We start from the raw sequence: 16,643 nt of genomic DNA, 5'->3' as shown, positions 1-16,643 counted from the left end.
AACCCCAGACGCCATCGGATTCCAACGCCTGGGTCCCAAACTACGTTGCCGGGAGGGCGGCCAGCGGTGCTGCACCGACGTCCGGGCTCGAGGATTGGTTGCCTTCCACGTCGCCGAAGCTGAGCTGCGCCGAGTCGGCCGCCACGCTGCCGTGGGCGGCTGCAGCGGGGTCGTAGCCGCCTCGAACGCTGCCGCTGACGGTGTCCCCGTAGTTCTCGGCCATGAAGTCGTCGATGCAATCCTCCCGCGCCCGCAACACCGGCAGGAAACTTCCCCCCTCCCGCTCGGCGACGTCGGAGGCAACGGCCGCATTGATCTCGGAGAGACGGTCGCCGATGCGATGCGCATAGGCGACCAGAAACGAGGATCGATACGAGGTGCTGCGAGTTCGGGTGCCCGGAGGCGCGGTCTTGCCCGCCTGCGCCAAGGCGGTTTGAGCCTGGATCAGCAACGAGGTGAACAGCAGCTCGACGGCGGTGAGGTCGGCCGGATACCCGACCACCCGCGACATGTTCAGCCCGTCCATCATCACCGCCCGACAGCGGCTGCGTTCGGCGACGAGCTGCAGCATAAAACCCTTGGCATCCCAATAAGGCGGGTCGATGGGGACCCGAATGATGCTGGGTTCCTGCTCGGACGTTGCATCGGCGTCGGCGAGCATCGCCTCGTCGATGGCATGCCGGGTGATCAACTCCTGGGCCTTGGTGGTGAACGCCATCGCTTCCTCTTCGAAGTCGGTCGACTCGGCCTTGGCCAGCAGCGCACGAATGCGCTCGAGCATCGGATCACGTTCTGAGGACGTATCGCCGCGCACCGGCTTGGACCTGGTCGAGGCGGCACCCAACGAACCGGGCGGAGGGATCAGGCACTCCAGCCGGGGAAGAAACATGACCGCCAGGGCGTCGATCAGCGCGTCACGGGCGTCGGCAAGGTCCAATCCCTCGCCTCCAACCCAGCGGCGGATCCAACCCGGTTTGGCGTCGGCGGCGGGGAGGTCCAGCGCCTCGACCTGGGAGATCCACCGCGAGTCGAGGGTGGCTGCTCGTCGCCGAGCATCATCGTTGGCGACGACCTGGGCCATCAGCCTGGCCGTGATCGCTTTGCTGCCGTTGAGCCGGGCCTGCCGAAGCAGCTCGACCGGTTGCCACCCGCCCTGCCACAGCGCCTCAACACGCCCGAGCAACGCCCGCTCGGCCGCGGTTGCCAGCACGTCCAACGGCACCCGACCCAGCTGGCGCAGCACGGCCGTGCGAAGGTCACTGTTGTACCGCCGGTTCCGCTTCTCTTGGTGTTGAAACGAGCCCGCGTCCACCAGCAGGTCGTGGGTCCATCCCTCTGGATCGGCCCGATAGGAGTCACCAAAGATGTCGTTGGTTTGGCGGTGGCCCTCGCCCCCGCCATGCCCAGTAGCGCCACTCGGCCCGGCAGCACCATGGCCGCTTCGGTCGTCGGCGTCAGCCTGGTCACGGCGCCTTGCCCGCTCACGTGAAGTCGCCTGCGCCCTCGACCTGGCTTTGGCTTTGGCCGCCCGCCTTGCCCTGTTGTTCTTTCCCATGGGGGTACCGTAGCGATGCACGGTGACAGCCAGCAGGCCGTCACCTCTGCACCGCTACGCCGACGCCGTACCATCGATGACCGACATGGACGACGAGCGCAGTGACCGCGTGTTTCGGTACCTGGCCTACGGCTCCAACCTCGTCGTCGGCGGGCTGGCCCGCTACGTCGGACCGGTCGCCGATCACTCCCCCGGCGAGCACGTGACCGTGCCGGGGTGGCACCTGCGGTTTCAGGGGCACTCCACCCGCTGGGACGGGTCGCCGGCAACGATCGCACCGGACGGTGCGGCGCGGCTCGTCGGCCGTGCCTGGTCGCTCGGCCGTGACTCGCTGATCGCCGTGGTGGCAGGCGAGGCGGGCGTTGCGACCCACCGGGCCGCCTTCGTCGTCGACGCGGTGATCGAGGGGATCAACGAGGCCCGCGCAGCATCGCCTCCCGGACGGGCGCTGGGTACCGGCGAAGGCTTCGTCGGTGGTGCGGTCGATCGCCTCACCGTGTCAGGCACGCATTGGAGTGCACCGGTGACGCGGCCGATCAGCCAGTACGACACGGTCGTTGCGATCGACCATGCCGACGGAGCGCTGTGGGCTGTGACCGCCTCGGTGCCCGACACGCTCCGGCGCCGCTGCGAGCCCTACCTGGCCCAGGTACACCTGGGGCTGACCGACCTGGTGGGACACGAGGACGCGACCGGCGAGATCGAGGCCGCCCTGGCCCGGTCCTCCCGGCTACCCCACACCTCGGCGTAGCCGGGGACGGGGGCTGAAATTCGCCTCTCCTGCACCAGGAGCAGCACAAAAGGGAGAACGTCGGGCGTCCAGGCTCAGCCGATGAGCTCCGGGGTCCGATCCTGGGGCGGAGCCTCTGGGCTCGGCGGCTCGTCCACTGGCAGTTCGTCGTCCACGTTGCCCTCGACATCGATGTTGGGCAACAGCCGGTCGAGCCAGCCGGGCAGCCACCAGTTCTTGTCGCCGAGCAACTCCATCGTCGCCGGCACCAAGAGCATGCGCACCACGGTGGCGTCGAGGAAGATCGATGAGGCCAGGCCGACGCCGAACAGCTTGATGATGCGGTCGCTTTCCAGCACGAAGCTGCCGAACACGAACACCATGATGGCGGCCGCAGCGGTGATCACTTTGGCGGTGGCCGCCAGGCCGTCGGCCACCGACGTGTGGCTGTCGCCGGTGTGCTGCCATTCCTCCCGCACCCGGGACAGGAGGAACACCTCGTAGTCCATCGATAGCCCGAACACGATGGCAAACAGCATCATCGGCACAAAGGGTTCGATCGGGCCGGTCTGGATGCCGGTGATGCCGTTCAACCATCCCCACTGGAACAGGGCGACGACCAAGCCGTAGGCGGCGCCCATCGACAACAGGTTCATCACCACTGCCTTCAGCGGCACGAGCAGCGACCGGAATACCGCCATCAACAGCAGGAACGACAGCGCCAGCACCGCCCCGAAGAAGTAGGGCAGGCGGGAGGCCAGGTACTCGGAGAAATCGACCTGAACCGGGACCGACCCGGTGAGCGCCACGTCGACGCCGGCCGCTCGCTCGGCGGCGGGCAGCGTCTCGGCGCGCAGGCGGTTAACCGTATCGGTGGTCTCCTCGGCCTGAGGCGAACTGGTGGGGATGATCACCCACTGCACGGCGGTGGCCGCTGCGGGATCCTTTTCGTCGTTGGGCGTCGCCGGGGTAACGAACACGACGCCCGGGTCGTCCTGCACGGCGGCCTGGATGGGCGCTAATGCTTCGGCGTCGAAGCCGTCGGGAAGCTCGGCCACCATCAGAAACGGACCGTTGAAGCCCGGTCCGAACCCTTCGGCCAGCAGGTCGTAGGCCTTGCGGGTGGTGGTGTTCTCCGGAAAGTTCCCCTCGTCGGAGAACCCGAGCCGCAGCCCGAACACGGGCAGCGCCATGCCGATCAGCAGCAGGGCGCCGATGAAGACAGAGGCCCACGGGTGTCGCTGGACGACGCGGCTCCACCGGTACGCAATCGTCTCCCGCAGCGGCTTCTGGCGCCGCATGGGCACCTCGCGCTTGAGGGGGCCAGCGAAGAACCCGGCGATCAGCACGACGACGGCAACCGGGAAGGCCAGGAGCAGCGGCGTGAAGTTGAGGCCGGCACCGACCAGGGCCAGCGCCGCAAGCCCGGCGGCGATCAGGCCACGCCAACGGGTGAGCTCCACCCGCTCGCCGGCGAAGCCGAGCAGCGCCGGCAGCAGCGTCACCGATGCCACGATCGTCACCGCGACCACCGAGGCCGCGCCGATGGCCAACCCTGTGACGAAGCTGACGCCCATGATCAACATGCCCATCAGCGAGATGACCACCGTCGTTCCGGCGAACACGACTGCCCGTCCGGCGGTGTCGATGGCGATCGACGTGGCCTCGCGCACCGTGTGACCTGCGTGGAGCTGTTCGCGGTATCTGGTGACGATGAACAGCGCGTAGTCGATGCCGACGCCGAGGCCGATCATCACCCCGAGCACGGTGGCAAAGTCGGGGATGGTGAACACGTTGCTGAGCAGCGCCACCGAGATGCCGCCGATGCCGATGCCGAACAGCGACACCCCGACCGGCAGGCCCATCGCCAGCACCGAGCCGAAGGCCAGGATCAGGATGACGATGGCAAACGCCAACCCCAGGATCTCCGACGACGGGCTCTCGAACTCGGCGAAGATCTGGCCGCCGAACTCGACGTCGACCCCATCGATCTTCGGGGCGGCCTCGGCGATCTTCTTTTGCAGCTCGGCCCCACGCTCCACGTCGATGTCCTCGTCGAGCTTCACTTCGGCGTAGGCGATCTTCCCGGCCTGCTCGCCCAGCGGTGCGATCTGCCGGGCGCCGTCCTCGCTGTACGGGCTGACCACCCCTTCGACGTCCGGCATGGTCGCCACCGCGTCGAACAGCTCGGTCATCGGCTTTTCAACCGCCGGATCGGTGACCGGCCGCTCGGACTGAAACACGATCGTGCCGCCCTGACCGCCGGCGCCGCCCCCGAACTCCTTCTCGAGCAGGTCCAGGCCGGCACGGCTTTCGACGTTGGGCAGGTTGAACTCGGTGCGGAACTGGGTGCCGATCACGCCCGAGAGCGCGCCGCCGCCCACGAGAGCGAGCAGCCACAGGCCGACCACGAGGCGGCGTCGGTCGTGGCACCAGTTGGCGAGACGTCGAAACATGTCAGGGAACTCCCAGTAATTGTCGTCATCCGACTCGGCGCCACCAGGAGGGGTCGCCGTTCGGACGGTGTACGGAAGCTAGCAACCCGAAAGACCGAATCCCCAGCCCCCAGGCGCCAAAGTGACCACTGACACCAACCGGCCGACGCCGCCGGACGCGGCGTCGCCAGCGGTTACTCCGGGTGCCGCTGCTCGATCGCCACGATCAGGTGGCGCCGCTGACGATCGGTGAGCGAGCCCTCGGCAAAAGCGGCTTCGATCCCATCGATCAGCTCTGTGCGGGCGGACCGCACCACGCTCAGCGTGTGCCCGGCGGTGCCGGCCAGCGGCACTGGCAGAAACGCCAGCCGCAGATAGGGCGGCGGCAGCTCACCCTCGCTGAGCACGAGAACGCCGTGCAGCTGGTCGCCCTCCGCCTCGCGTTCGGCGTAGAGCCGTCGTCGGAAGGCGTCGTGATCGAACAGCTCGCGAGCGACCAGGTCGCCCGCCGACGACCACACCTCGGCGACGAGGGGGCAGTCGATCAACGACGGATCGAAGCCGCTGCGGTCGTCGTCGAACATCATCTGAACGACGGTCTGTTCGAGGCCGTCGATCTGCTTCGGATGGACCGCCACCCCCAACACCCCCAAGTCGTACGGGTCGGATCCGGTAGCGGTCTCGGCCTGGGCGGCCACCCCCGACAACTCAACCTTCAACAGCTCCATGCCCGGAGGCTAGGAGGGCGCCCGCTGGCTTGCCGAAGCCCCCTTACCTTGCTGACAGGTCCTGACGGAGACGTGGGGCTGACCGGTTGACACCCACGCCGGCCGGGACCGGGCGCTGCAGCGAACCACGTTCTGTCGCGCCAGCGGTTTCGGCAGCGGCGTTCTCGACACCGCCGAGAGGGTGGCTGCTAGGTTCCCGTTCGTGCCGTGTGATGCGGCTCCAGGCAGCTTCGGGGGGAGCGATGGGAGAGCCAACGGCTGGAACAAGCCAGCCAACAGCTGCGACGGCAGAGGCCGAGAATTACGTCGTCATTTCGGCCGACTGCCACGGCGGGGCCAACGTCGCCGGCTACCGGCCGTACCTGGAGTCTCGCTACCACCACGACTTCGATGCCTGGCAGGCCGGCTTCCACAACCCCTACCCCGACATCGAGGGCGACGACGCTGAACGCAACTGGGACTCGTCCCGCCGCTTGGCCGAGCTCGAGGCCGACGGCGTGGTCGCCGAGGTGCTGTTTCCCAACACGATCCCGCCGTTCTTCCCAAAGACCTCGCTGGTCCACCAGCCGCCCGGTGCCAGCGACGGCGACCTCGAGCGCCGCTGGGCCGGCCTGCGCGCCCACAACCGCTGGATGGCCGACTTCTGCGCCGATGCCCCCGGGCGCCGCGCCGGCATCTGCCAGATCATGTTGCACGACGTCGAAGGGTCGGTGGCCGAGATCCGCTGGGCCGCCGAGGCCGGGCTGACCGGCGGCGTGCTGCTGCCCGGCGCTCCCCCGGGGTCCGACGTGCCGCCGCTGTACGCCCCGGACTATGAGCCGGTCTGGTCGGTGTGCGAAGAGCTCGGCCTGCCGATCAACCATCACAGCGGCAGCGCCGCCCCCGACTACGGGGATTATTCGGCCGCCCAGGCCATGTTCTTGCTCGAGGTGGTGTGGTGGGCCCACCGCACCTTGTGGCACCTGATCTTCTCCGGTGTGATGGAACGTCACCCCAACCTGCAGTTCGTCTTCACCGAACAGGGCACCGCCTGGTTGCCCGAAGAGCTGACCCGTCTCGACTACTACCACCTACGCCTCAGCGGCACCGGGGCGGCGGCAGGATCCCAGGAGGCAAAGTTCGGCGAGGCGATGGGGCAGCTGTCGCTCACGCCATCGGAGTACTGGGCCCGCCAGTGCCAGCTGGGGTCGAGCTTCATCCGGGCCGCCGAGGTGCCGCTGCGCACCCGGGTGGGCGTCGACCGCATCATGTGGGGCAGCGACTTCCCCCACCTCGAGGGTTGCTGGCCCTACTCTCACGAGCACCTGCGGCTGGCCTTTGCCGGCGTCGCCGAAGATGAGGTGCGGGCGATGGTCGGTGGCAACGCCGCCCGGGTGTACGGCTTTGACCTGGCCGCCCTGGCCCCGCTGGCGCAGCGATTCGGTCCGAGCGTGGCCGAGGTGGCTGTGCCGCTCGACCCGGCCGAGATACCGGACGACTCGCTGCGCTGCCCGGCGTTTGCGTCGGCCAGGTTTCTGGGCGAGTAGCGACAACACGATCGATCGACGACACGACGAGCATCCGGGGGGAACCACATGGGGCAGCTGCGATACGGACCAAGGCCAACCGTCGATCGCGAGGTGACAGCGACCAAGATCGGCGCTTGGTCCACCTCGCTGACCGCCACGTTTCTCACCGATCCCGCCGTGGTGGCCGCCGTGTTGCCGCCGCCACTGAAGCCGCCGTCCCAACCCCTGGTGAAGGTCAGCATCTCCCACGTCGACCTGGGCGGAGGTCGGCCCCCGTTCGGCGCCGGCACTTTTGCCGTCGCCGCCCGCCATCGCGATACCGAGGGCTTCTATCCGCTGCTGATGCCGATGACAACCGAGCAGTCGGTGATCGGCGGCCGGGAAACGTTCGGCGAACCGAAGAAGCTGGCCGACGTCACCCTGGACGTCGGCGAGGGCCTTGACACGGCGAGTACCGTCATCGGCACGGTCAGCCGCATGGGGGTGGGGATCATCGAGCTCGGCGGAACGCTGGGCGACGAGTTGGCCCCGCCCCCTGCCGGCGAACGGCTCGACTACTACCTGAAGTTCCTGCGCAACCCGAGCGGCGAGGGCTTCGACGACGATCCGTGGCTCGTCTACTGCACCCGGGCCACCGAAACCCGCAGCGCCAGGGCGGTCGACGCTGCATTGACGCTGCGCGAGTCGCGCTTCGATCCGGTGGTTGACATCCCCATCCTTGGAGAGGTGACCGCCACCCTGGCCGAGCGTCGCAGCACGCAGGAGGGACGGCTGGTCGAGCGAGTGCCAGCCGCCGACGTCATGCCCTACGCCCACCAACGCTACGACGACCTGTCCCCCGTCGGAAACGCCGACAAGTGAAGGACCTCGCCGGCAGGGTTGCGGTGATCACCGGCGGCGCCGGGGGCATCGGCGCGGCCCTGGCCGAACGCTTCGCCGCCGAGGACATGTCGATCGTGGTGTCCGACCTGTCCGAGGAGCGGGTCGACGCCACCGTCGCTCGGCTCGCCGAGCAAGGCGCCCGGACGATCGGCGCGGTCACCGACGTGGGCGACCTGGCCTCGGTCGAGGCGCTGCGCGACGAGGCGTACTCGGCATTCGGCAACGTGCACGTGCTGTGCAACAACGCCGGTGTGGGTGCGGGCGCCGAGGGCAAGATGTGGGAGCACACGACCAACGACTGGGGCTGGGGCCTCAACGTCAACCTGTGGGGCATGATCCACGGGGTCAAGGCGTTCGTCCCTGCCATGTTGGCGGCCGGCGAACCGGGCCACATCGTCAACACGTCGTCGGGCAACGGCGGCATCGCGCCGCTGCCGACCACCGCTGTGTACGCCACCTCCAAGGCGGCGGTCACCGCGTTCACCGAGGTGCTCTACGGGCAGCTGCACTCGATCGACGCCGACATCGGGGTGTCGGTGCTGTACCCGGGCCCCAACGTGTTGCGGACCGGCCTGCTCGAGTCGTCAAAGAACCGTCCATCGGCGTGGGCCAACGACACGCCCCGCACCACCCCATACACCACGATCGAGTCCTTCGAGGCCCGGATGAAAGCCGCCGGCGTCGACGTCAACTACACGCCGGTCGAGTTCGTCGCCGAGCTCACGCTGGAGGCGATCCGCGCCAACCGATTTTGGATCCTGCCGGAGAGCGAACGGATCGACGGTCGCATCAACGCCCGAGCCCGGTCGATGCTCGACCGGTCCCAACCCACCTACATGGAAAGCTGACATGGCTGCACCCCTGCCCACCGACCCGTATCTGGTCATCTCGGCCGACTGCCACGCCGGCCTGCCCAACGAGGAGTATCGCGAGTGGCTCGACCCGGAGTTTCGGGAGCCCTTCGACGAGGCGGTCCTCGCCCGGGCCCGGCAACAGGAGATGGCCGCCCAGGGCTTTCTCAACACCGAGTTCGCCGAGGAGTGGAACGCCGAGAACTCCGAGGGGCTGCGGGGCGGCTGGGACGCCGAGCGGCGCGACGCCGAGTTGTCCGACGACGGGGTGGTGGGCGAGGTGATCTTCCCCGACGCCGACTCGGTCACCTCCGGCGCCTCGGCACCCTTCGGGGCGGGGCTGGGCTCCAACGCCGACACCCCGCCCGATCTGCTGCTGGCCGGGGCCACGGCCCACAACCGCTGGCTGGCCGAGCTGTGCGCCACCAGCCCCAAGCGCCGGGCCGGGGTGGCGCTGGTGCCGATTATCGCCGGGGTGGAGGAGTCGGTCGCCGAGATCCGGCGGGCCCACGCCTCGGGACTGTGGGGCGGCATCCTCATCCCGCCGATGTGGCAGCCACACCAGCCCTATCACCACACGATGTACGACCCGATCTGGGCGGTGTGTGAGGAGCTGGAGATGCCGGTGCACGTGCACTCCGGCGTGGCCGACAAGGCGTCCTACGGCCCACACATCGGCATTTACACCACCGAAGTTCGCTTCTGGTCGTCCCGGCCGCTGTGGTTCCTCTTGTGGTCGGGGGTGTTCGAGCGCTTCCCCGGCCTGCGCTTCGGCGTCACCGAATGCGGCACGTTCTGGGTGAACGATCTGCTGTGGCGCATGGACCTGGTGTACGAGCGGGACCATGGGTCCCAGAAGCTGGGCGAGCAGTTGACGACCAACATGTCGATGCGGCCCAGCGAGTACTTCGACCGCAACTGCTTTATCGGTGCCAGCAACACGCTGCGCCGGGAGATGGCCCGCCGCTACGAGATCGGCGTCGGCAACATCTGCTGGGGCAACGACTTCCCGCATCCGGAGGGCACCTGGCCCCACACCCGAGAGTTTTTGGCCGACGTGTTCTGGGACATCCCCGCTGATGAGACCGCCGCCATGCTCGGTGGCAACGCCGCCGAAGTGTACGGCTTCGATCTGGACGCGCTGCGGCCGCTGGCCGACAAGGTAGGCCCAACCCCGGCCGAGCTGGGACAGGCCGGGGCGATGAGCCCGGCCGACGTGGAAGCCAAGTGGGCCGACGCCAAGCGCGCCGGGCGACCCTGGCGCACCGGCATCGAGACCTGGCCCACTGCGACCCCAGCGTCATGAGCAGCGCCCGCATCAGCGACGCGTCCGCTCCCACCTCATGAGCCCCAGTCACCGCACGCTGGACATGAGGGCCGGCGCCTGATGAGCACAGCGGCGCCTCCGCAGTTCAACCCGTTCGATCCCTCGTTCACCGAGACGCCCTACGAGCTGTATGCGGCGCTGCGCGACGACGACCCGGTGCAGTACTCCGAGCTGTTGTGCGGCTGGGTGGTCACCCGTCACGACGACGTGGTGGCGCTCCTCCGGGATCCGACCGTCTCCTCGTCGGTGCACAGCGCCACCCCGACGCCGGTCACCGAGATCGAGCTGCAGCGCCTGGCCGAGCAGCCCCGGGCGGGCCGCACCGTCGTGATGATGGACGACCCCGACCACGCCCGCACCCGCCGGCTGATGGCCACGCCGTTTCGGGCGAGCGCGATCGAGGCGCTCCGAGGACGGGTGCACGAGCGGATGCACGCAGCGCTCGACGTGCTCGCCGAGCGCGGCCGCACCGTCGGGGGCCCCAGCACGAGGGGCGCAGCGGTACCGGTCGACTTCGACCTGGTCGAGGACTTCGCCTACCCACTGCCGGTCGAGATCTTCTCGGAGATGCTCGGCGTGCCGGCCGAGGACGGTCCCAAGTTTCGGCACTGGACCCAATGCGTCGCCCGGTCGGTCGACCCGGTGCTGCCCGACGACGAGCGCGACGAGTGCCTGGCCGGCCTCGATGAGATGTGCGCCTACCTGGCCGACCAGGCCGAGCTGAAGCGGGCCCACCCCGCCGACGACCTGATGTCGCACCTGGTTCACGCCGAGATCGACGGCGAACGCTTGAACGACCTCGACCTGATGAGCCAACTGGTCACCTTGTACATGGCGGGGCACGAGCCGACGTCGGTGTTGATCGGCAACGGCACCCTGGCGCTCACCCGGCACCCCGACCAGCTCGAGTCGCTGCGCAGCGACCGCAGCCTCATGCGCAACGCCATCGCCGAGCTGTTGCGCTATGACGGTCCCAACCAGTTCACCCGCCGCATCACCACCCGGCCCACCACGCTCAGCGGGGTGGAGCTGCCAGCCGGGGCGGTCGTCTACGCCGGCCTGGCGTCCGCCAACCGCGACCCCCGCTTCTGGGGCGACGATTCCGAGGTCGTGCGCATCGCCCGACCCGACGCGTCGAAGCACCTGCAGTTCGGCGCCGGTGCACATGCCTGCCTGGGTTCGCATCTCGCCCGGCTTCAGGCCGAGGTGGCGTTCGACGCCATCCTCGATCGCCTGGTCGGCCTGGAGGTCGTCGGCGAACCGGTGGTGGCCACCCGCATGTTTCTCCGCGGCCTCACCTCCCTCCCGGTGCGGGCCACGATCACTCCGCGGCCCTGAGCTCGCCCGACCAAGGGTCCCTTGCCACGCCGACCCACAGCGATGACACCCATGTCCCATCTGGGTGTGATCACTGTGGGACGGGCCACAGCGATCGCACCCAGTTCGACCGCGGGAGCGATCACTGTGGTCACTCCTCGCTGAGCGGGGAACCGTCGGCGTTGCGTTCCGCTGTGAAGCCGTCGTCGGTGAGGCTGATCACCTTGCCCCGGTTGATGCTGACCCAGTCGCGGGCCTCCAGGTAGGGCGTAAACGTGTTGACGATACGCATCTCGTCAGCTGTGGTCTTGGGCTGTTGCAGCTCGAAGAGGTCGGGGAACTCGCACCAGGCGGTCACCGCATGCCACAGGCGCACCGCGGCGTCGCCGCTCGGCGGGTTGATCAACACCGGACCGAACAGGCAGCGCTCACCGAACTCGGGTCCACCGAAGGCCGAGTCGGTGAAGAACAGCGTCGGAACGCCGTACCCGCCGGAGGCGACCACCCTGTCGTGGTCGGCGCGCACCTCGTCGTGGGTGGACGCATCGGCGAGCGCCTCGTCGACCAGGCCCGGATCGAGGCCCAGCTCCTCGAGCAGGAGACGGGCCACCTCCGGATCGTGCGGGCGGTGGCCCTCCTCGTGCAGCGCCCGTCCGGTGCGCTCGTACCAGCGGTCGAGGTCGTCGTTGCTGCGCCGACGCAGCAACGCACCGATGCGCATGATCGACCAGCCGTAGCTCCACTCCCGCTCCCACGGGTGCTTTTTGCCCTCCACCCGGTTGATCTCCTCCAGGCTGAAGAACTTCCAGTTGACGGTGATGCCCAGCTCATCGCGCACCGAACGGATCCACTTGGACGTTGGTAGGCGAACGGGCACAGCACGTCGAAGTGGAAGTCGACGCTGGTAGGTGCCGGCGTCGCGCTATCGGTTGCATGATCGGTCATCTGGTGCCCCTTTCACCGGAGACGCTACCGAAGTAGAACCGCATCGAGGGGGCCACCATCGGCGTGGCCGGGCGGCGCTGCCAGACTGGGACGATGTCTCGCAAGCGCAAGCCCAACCGGAAGCGCCAGGGCGGCCGGGTGACCCCACCCAAGCAGGCCCAGGGGACCAGCGGGGCGGGAGCGGTGCCGCCCGACCTCGATCTGTGGGCCGATGCCGCGGGGCCCGGGGAGCGTTGGACCGACCCGGGCAAGCTGGGCGACGGCGGCTCGGACCTGGAGCCGGACGTGCACTCGGTGTTCTCCGCCATGGCCGAGGCGATCGAGTCACGTCGCGAGACCCACCCGGCTGAAGCTGAGGAGCTCGCCTCGGAGTTCGTGTCGATCATGGCGATGGCGGCGGCCGGCGCCGACGACGAGGACGAATTCGGCGGCGCACCGCCCGGCCCCGACGACCGCGTCCGGGGCCTCGAGATGGTCTCGGTAGCCGTCTCCCTGCTCGCCGAGGCGGAACGCGTTCGCCCCCGAGCCGCCTACATCGACTGCTTACGCTCGCTGGTGCCCTTTGTCGACGCGGCCGCCGCCGACGACATTCGGTCGGCGCTCGATCGGGCCGACGGCCGCACGACCCCACCGGCATGGGCGGACGCCATCTGGCAAGCGACGCCGGTGGGCGCCTGGCGAGCCGGCGACCTACTGGGCGACTCCCTCAACCTGGGGATCGAGCTGGCCTGGCCCGGCGAATGGGAGAACCGGGTGCTGTTCGGCAGCCTCATCCTCACCGAGGGCCCGTTCGTCAACGACCTGGTGCTCGCCACCCTCGACGAGTTCACCGAGGTGTATACCCCCGGAACCGGCTACCTCGTCGGTCCCGGCGACCGCCCGTACCTGGCCGACACGATTCGCTATCTCGAACCGGCGGACGTGGGCGAGACCGCTCGGACCCTGAGCGACGGCATCGCCATCGCCGGTGCCGACGCCGACGCCCCGCTGCAACCCGGGTTCGACAGCTTGGCACCGCTGGCCGGGCTGGTACTCGACACGATCACGCTGGCGCCGCCAGCGGACGTCACCCGATCGAGCGATGCCCAGCGAGCGGATGCCGCCACTGCCTTTCTTGCTTCGCCGGAGGCCGCCGGCCTGGCCGACGAGGACAGCGGCGTCGACGGCGACACCGGCGAGGCCGAGGTTCGCGAGCTGGTCGAACGCTTCTTCGACTACGTCGAGCAGCGCTCGGATGGCGACGCGCATCGCTGGTCGCCGGCGGTGGTCGCAGCGTTCCTGGACTGGTATCTGCGCACCGAGATCGCCTCCGACGAGGACGACGAGGCGCTCACCCGCGTGGTCGAGGCCTGGATCCGTTATGCCCATCGGCTCAAGGGCTGGCCGGGGTCGATCACCGACGAGGCGCTGCTGCGCCTCGAGACCCACCTCAACCCCGACGTCGATCCGGCCGAGCTGTGGGAGCAGTCGCTGAGCGATGGCATCGAGGCGATGGCCGACGAACTGGGCTTCGACCTGGGCGACGACGACTCCATGTTTCCGCTGTTCGACGCCTTGGACACCGCCGTCGATTCCGGCGACGATTCCGGCGCGCCGACTGGCGGCTAGTGGGCATGCCGATAATTACGTCGGTGTAAGTTGGGGGTGATCTTGGTAGGCGGGCGGTGGCTGCCGGGAGGTCGGTGTGTCGCGTAGTTCCCCGTTTGTGGTGGTGTTGACCGAGGAGGTGAGGGCCGTGCTGGGCCGCCGTTCTGGTTCCTATTCCGCTTCGCATGGTGAGGTGGTTCGGGCCCGGATCGTGTTGATGGCTGCCGACGGCGACCGGAACATCGATATCGCTGCCGCGTTGGGTGTTCATGTGGACGTGGTGTCGCGTTGGCGGAAACGGTTCTGCGAGGAAGGCCTCCCAGGACTCGGGGACCGGAAACGTTCTGGGCGGCCCCGGGTCCATGACGCCGAGGTGGTGGCCGGGGTGAAGGCGTTGGCGTGCGAACCGCCGTCGGCTCATGGGGAACCGTTATCGCGCTGGTCGTCGGCCGACCTCGCTGTAAAGGCTGTCGACGAGGGCTTCTGCGAGAGCTTGTCGTCCTCAACGGTGCGCCGCTGGCTGGTCGGCCGACCCGATCAAGCCGTGGCAGTTCCGGTCGTGGATCTTCCCTCGCGATCCTGACTTCGCTACGAAGGCCGGGCGGGTGTTGGACCTCTACGAACGCCTGTGGGAAGGCGAACCGTTGGGCCCGGACGACTATGTGATCTCAGCTGACGAGAAGTCCCAACTCCAAGCGTTGGAACGACGCCACCCCGACCTCGACTGCGCACCCGGCCGGACGAGGCGGGTCGAGTTCGAATACCAACGCCACGGCACACTCGCTTACATGGGCGCCTACGACGTCCACCACGGCCGACTGATCGGCACAATCGCTGAGAAGACCGGGATCGTCCCGTTTGAGGAACTCGTCACCAAAGTGATGACCACCGAACCGTACGCGTCAGCCCGACGGGTGTTCTGGGTGGTCGACAACGGATCGTCACACCGCGGACAACCGTCGATCGGATGACCAACGCCTGGCCGACCGCCACCCTGGTCCACCTGCCCGTCCACGCTTCGTGGCTGAACCAGATCGAGGTCGTGTTCTCGATCATCGCCCGCAAAGCAATCCGACCGGTCAACTTTGCTGACCTCGACGAACTCGCCGAACGACTCCGCGGGTTCGAGACCCGCTACAACGAGGACCCCCGGCCGTTCAACTGGACGTTCACCCGCACCGACCTCCTTGCCCTCTGCGAACGGATCGAAGCCCGCCAGAGGACCCTCGCCGCCTGAGACGACCAGACTGGACACCCATGGCCACCCCACCCGAATCAACCAAAACCGGTCTCACCCAACGCCTCCGCGCCTACGCGGCCGACATATGGCCAGACCACCAGATCAAAACCCGTTTCCGAGGCCAGTTCGCCTACATCGACGCCGTCGACCCAGACGGTGACACCATCGCGCCATGCCGTCTCCGATACGCAGGCTCCGCGCCGATGTGGGGTTCGCGTTCTACCGGGCCAGCCACGACGACTACCAAAACAGCTTCCTACCCACCGGCCAAACCGCAGGCACACCCGAAGACGCACTCGACTGCGCCGCCGGGCTCTACCTCACCCCACTCCAAACACCGACGAACAAACAGGCATGACCACTAGCTCGGGTCGGGGATCGAGAAGTCGCGGTTGGGCGAGGCGGGCGGCATCGTCATGGTCATGCCCGCCGGGGGCCGCCATCCGCTGGCGCCGAGGTCCTCGATGACGTGGGCCATGTTCAGCTGATCCTCGTTGTAGCGAAACCGGCCGTCACCCGCATAGATGAGTGCGAATAGCCGGACTGCTCGAAGTCGGTTCCGCCGGCCCCGGGAATCACCTGGCGCCACTTGATCAACACCGTGTCGCCGTCGATCAGATAGTGGTCCGTTGGGAAACGCCAGTCGAGTCCGTCCATCGCTTCGCCGAGCACCTCGGCCCGCACCGCGTCGATCCCCTCGATGCGACCCCACGCCGGATCGACGTACACGACGTCGTCGGTGAACAGCGGGGCGAGGTCGACCCAGCGCCCATCGCCGTCGCTGATGCGATCACGCAACTCGATCAGCCGGGTCACCGCCGCCTCGACCTCTTCCCGCGCATGGCTCATCGTCGCCTCCCCCTTGTTGGACGCTCACCGTAGGTCGTGAAGCCCCCAGCGCGCCGGTGAACCTCAGCGGCCGGGCCGCTTCCCGTGGCGCAGGCTGTCGGGGAGACCCAGCACGACCGACTCGGGGGCGTTGCGCGCCAGCGAGCGGTAGTGCCGCTCGGCAAACCACCAACGCCCGTCGACTCGGAGGTAGTCGTCCTCATACATGCCGTGGGTCTCTTCCCAGACCTCGACGGATCGGTCGTGGCGGATTTCACTCATGAACATGCGGCCTACGGCCAAGCCGGCGGCAACGTCGACATCGACCACGCTGTTTCGGATCACGAACATGAAGTGATCGAAGCGATCCATCGCCGATCTCAGCATCCCGGCGAGGGCCTCAGGCCCGGCAAGCGTGCGGGCAGGAGCGGACACCAGGTCCAAGTGCACGCTGCATCCGGGCAGCATCAGGTCGCCCAACTCGACGAACGCCCGGCGGGTGATGACGTCGGCATACGCAGCGTTGAGGCGCCCGATCGCTACAACATCGTCGGTCAGCGATACGCCCATGTCCTGACCCTACGGGTCCACCCCGACGCGGCGGTTGCTGCGCCGGTTTGACCGCCGCGAGGTCGGCCAATGTTTCACCGTCTCGGGAACGGGCATACTCCTTGGGCGGCCCGCGTGTCGCACACAGCATCATCTTGGAG

12 protein-coding genes and 3 pseudogenes are annotated in these 16,643 nt (G+C 68.2%); 9 read left to right on the top strand and 6 right to left on the bottom strand.

What is annotated here, in order from left to right:
* Nucleotides 1-40: 40 nt before the first annotated feature.
* Nucleotides 41-1,555: a DUF2786 domain-containing protein gene (locus tag IPN02_12785; protein ID MBK9297679.1), complete on the bottom strand. Its 1,515-nt coding sequence runs from the start codon at nt 1,553-1,555 to the stop codon at nt 41-43.
* Nucleotides 1,556-1,577: 22 nt separating this feature from the next.
* On the opposite strand from IPN02_12785, the gene IPN02_12780 reads away from it, so the two are divergent.
* Nucleotides 1,578-2,306 (top strand): hypothetical protein, encoded by a 729-nt coding sequence (locus IPN02_12780; GenBank protein ID MBK9297678.1) that lies wholly within the window; start codon nt 1,578-1,580, stop codon nt 2,304-2,306.
* Nucleotides 2,307-2,380: 74 nt separating this feature from the next.
* Here the strand turns inward: IPN02_12780 and IPN02_12775 are convergent, their stop codons facing one another.
* Together IPN02_12775 and IPN02_12770 are read right to left on the bottom strand one after the other, a co-directional pair.
* The gene (locus tag IPN02_12775; protein MBK9297677.1) at nt 2,381-4,741 is read right to left on the bottom strand and encodes an MMPL family transporter; all 2,361 of its coding nucleotides are present in this window, start codon (nt 4,739-4,741) and stop codon (nt 2,381-2,383) included.
* A 173-nt stretch (nt 4,742-4,914) separates the two neighbouring features.
* Entirely contained in the window at nt 4,915-5,448 is a 534-nt protein-coding gene (locus IPN02_12770) for a hypothetical protein (protein MBK9297676.1), read from the bottom strand.
* A 242-nt stretch (nt 5,449-5,690) separates the two neighbouring features.
* Here IPN02_12770 and IPN02_12765 point away from each other — a divergent pair, with 242 nt between their 5' ends.
* The 5 genes from IPN02_12765 to IPN02_12745 all read left to right on the top strand — a co-directional run bounded on the left by IPN02_12765 (nt 5,691) and on the right by IPN02_12745 (nt 11,354).
* On the top strand, nt 5,691-6,974 hold the full coding sequence (locus IPN02_12765; GenBank protein ID MBK9297675.1) for an amidohydrolase family protein: 1,284 nt from the start codon (nt 5,691-5,693) through the stop codon (nt 6,972-6,974).
* A 48-nt stretch (nt 6,975-7,022) separates the two neighbouring features.
* Nucleotides 7,023-7,817 carry an acetoacetate decarboxylase family protein gene (locus tag IPN02_12760; GenBank protein MBK9297674.1) on the top strand — a complete coding sequence of 265 codons (795 nt, stop codon included), beginning with the start codon at nt 7,023-7,025 and terminating at the stop codon, nt 7,815-7,817.
* Complete coding sequence (locus tag IPN02_12755) at nt 7,814-8,686, top strand: SDR family NAD(P)-dependent oxidoreductase (protein ID MBK9297673.1); 873 nt, start codon at nt 7,814-7,816, stop codon at nt 8,684-8,686. The genes IPN02_12760 and IPN02_12755 overlap by 4 nt, the downstream gene beginning before the upstream one ends.
* A 1-nt stretch (nt 8,687) precedes the next feature.
* Nucleotides 8,688-9,995: an amidohydrolase gene (locus tag IPN02_12750; GenBank protein MBK9297672.1), complete on the top strand. Its 1,308-nt coding sequence runs from the start codon at nt 8,688-8,690 to the stop codon at nt 9,993-9,995.
* A gap of 81 nt (nt 9,996-10,076) precedes the next feature.
* On the top strand, nt 10,077-11,354 hold the full coding sequence (locus IPN02_12745) for a cytochrome P450 (GenBank protein ID MBK9297671.1): 1,278 nt from the start codon (nt 10,077-10,079) through the stop codon (nt 11,352-11,354).
* Between the two features lie 130 nt (nt 11,355-11,484).
* Here the strand turns inward: IPN02_12745 and IPN02_12740 are convergent.
* Nucleotides 11,485-12,278: pseudogene (locus tag IPN02_12740) on the bottom strand (DsbA family protein).
* 93 nt (nt 12,279-12,371) lie between these two features.
* Between IPN02_12740 and IPN02_12735 the strand changes: the two are divergent.
* The 3 genes and pseudogenes from IPN02_12735 (at nt 12,372) to IPN02_12725 (ending at nt 15,463) form a co-directional block, all read left to right on the top strand.
* Nucleotides 12,372-13,886 carry a hypothetical protein gene (locus IPN02_12735; GenBank protein MBK9297670.1) on the top strand — a complete coding sequence of 505 codons (1,515 nt, stop codon included), beginning with the start codon at nt 12,372-12,374 and terminating at the stop codon, nt 13,884-13,886.
* 76 nt (nt 13,887-13,962) lie between these two features.
* A pseudogene (locus tag IPN02_12730) lies at nt 13,963-15,102 on the top strand (IS630 family transposase).
* Between the two features lie 20 nt (nt 15,103-15,122).
* A pseudogene (locus tag IPN02_12725) lies at nt 15,123-15,463 on the top strand (hypothetical protein).
* Nucleotides 15,464-15,585: 122 nt separating this feature from the next.
* On the opposite strand, the gene IPN02_12720 reads toward IPN02_12725, so the two are convergent.
* Nucleotides 15,586-15,954 (bottom strand): nuclear transport factor 2 family protein, encoded by a 369-nt coding sequence (locus IPN02_12720; protein MBK9297669.1) that lies wholly within the window; start codon nt 15,952-15,954, stop codon nt 15,586-15,588.
* A gap of 63 nt (nt 15,955-16,017) precedes the next feature.
* Nucleotides 16,018-16,503: a nuclear transport factor 2 family protein gene (locus tag IPN02_12715; GenBank protein ID MBK9297668.1), complete on the bottom strand. Its 486-nt coding sequence runs from the start codon at nt 16,501-16,503 to the stop codon at nt 16,018-16,020.
* Nucleotides 16,504-16,643: the final 140 nt, after the last annotated feature.

Origin of the sequence: Candidatus Microthrix subdominans (assembly GCA_016719385.1) — a bacterium.
In the GTDB taxonomy this organism is placed as follows: domain Bacteria; phylum Actinomycetota; class Acidimicrobiia; order Acidimicrobiales; family Microtrichaceae; genus Microthrix; species Microthrix subdominans.
The sequence above is the reverse complement of the archived record's forward strand: the minus strand, read 5'-3'. Positions and strand labels throughout refer to the sequence as shown.

Coding starts and splice junctions, on each gene's coding strand:
- IPN02_12785 (MBK9297679.1), bottom strand. CDS start 1,555: ATGGGAAAGAACAACAGGGCAAGGCGGGCGGCCAAAGCCAAAGCCAGG.
- IPN02_12775 (MBK9297677.1), bottom strand. CDS start 4,741: ATGTTTCGACGTCTCGCCAACTGGTGCCACGACCGACGCCGCCTCGTG.
- IPN02_12770 (MBK9297676.1), bottom strand. CDS start 5,448: ATGGAGCTGTTGAAGGTTGAGTTGTCGGGGGTGGCCGCCCAGGCCGAG.
- IPN02_12765 (MBK9297675.1), top strand. CDS start 5,691: ATGGGAGAGCCAACGGCTGGAACAAGCCAGCCAACAGCTGCGACGGCA.
- IPN02_12760 (MBK9297674.1), top strand. CDS start 7,023: ATGGGGCAGCTGCGATACGGACCAAGGCCAACCGTCGATCGCGAGGTG.
- IPN02_12750 (MBK9297672.1), top strand. CDS start 8,688: ATGGCTGCACCCCTGCCCACCGACCCGTATCTGGTCATCTCGGCCGAC.
- IPN02_12745 (MBK9297671.1), top strand. CDS start 10,077: ATGAGCACAGCGGCGCCTCCGCAGTTCAACCCGTTCGATCCCTCGTTC.
- IPN02_12735 (MBK9297670.1), top strand. CDS start 12,372: ATGTCTCGCAAGCGCAAGCCCAACCGGAAGCGCCAGGGCGGCCGGGTG.
- IPN02_12720 (MBK9297669.1), bottom strand. CDS start 15,954: ATGAGCCATGCGCGGGAAGAGGTCGAGGCGGCGGTGACCCGGCTGATC.
- IPN02_12715 (MBK9297668.1), bottom strand. CDS start 16,503: ATGGGCGTATCGCTGACCGACGATGTTGTAGCGATCGGGCGCCTCAAC.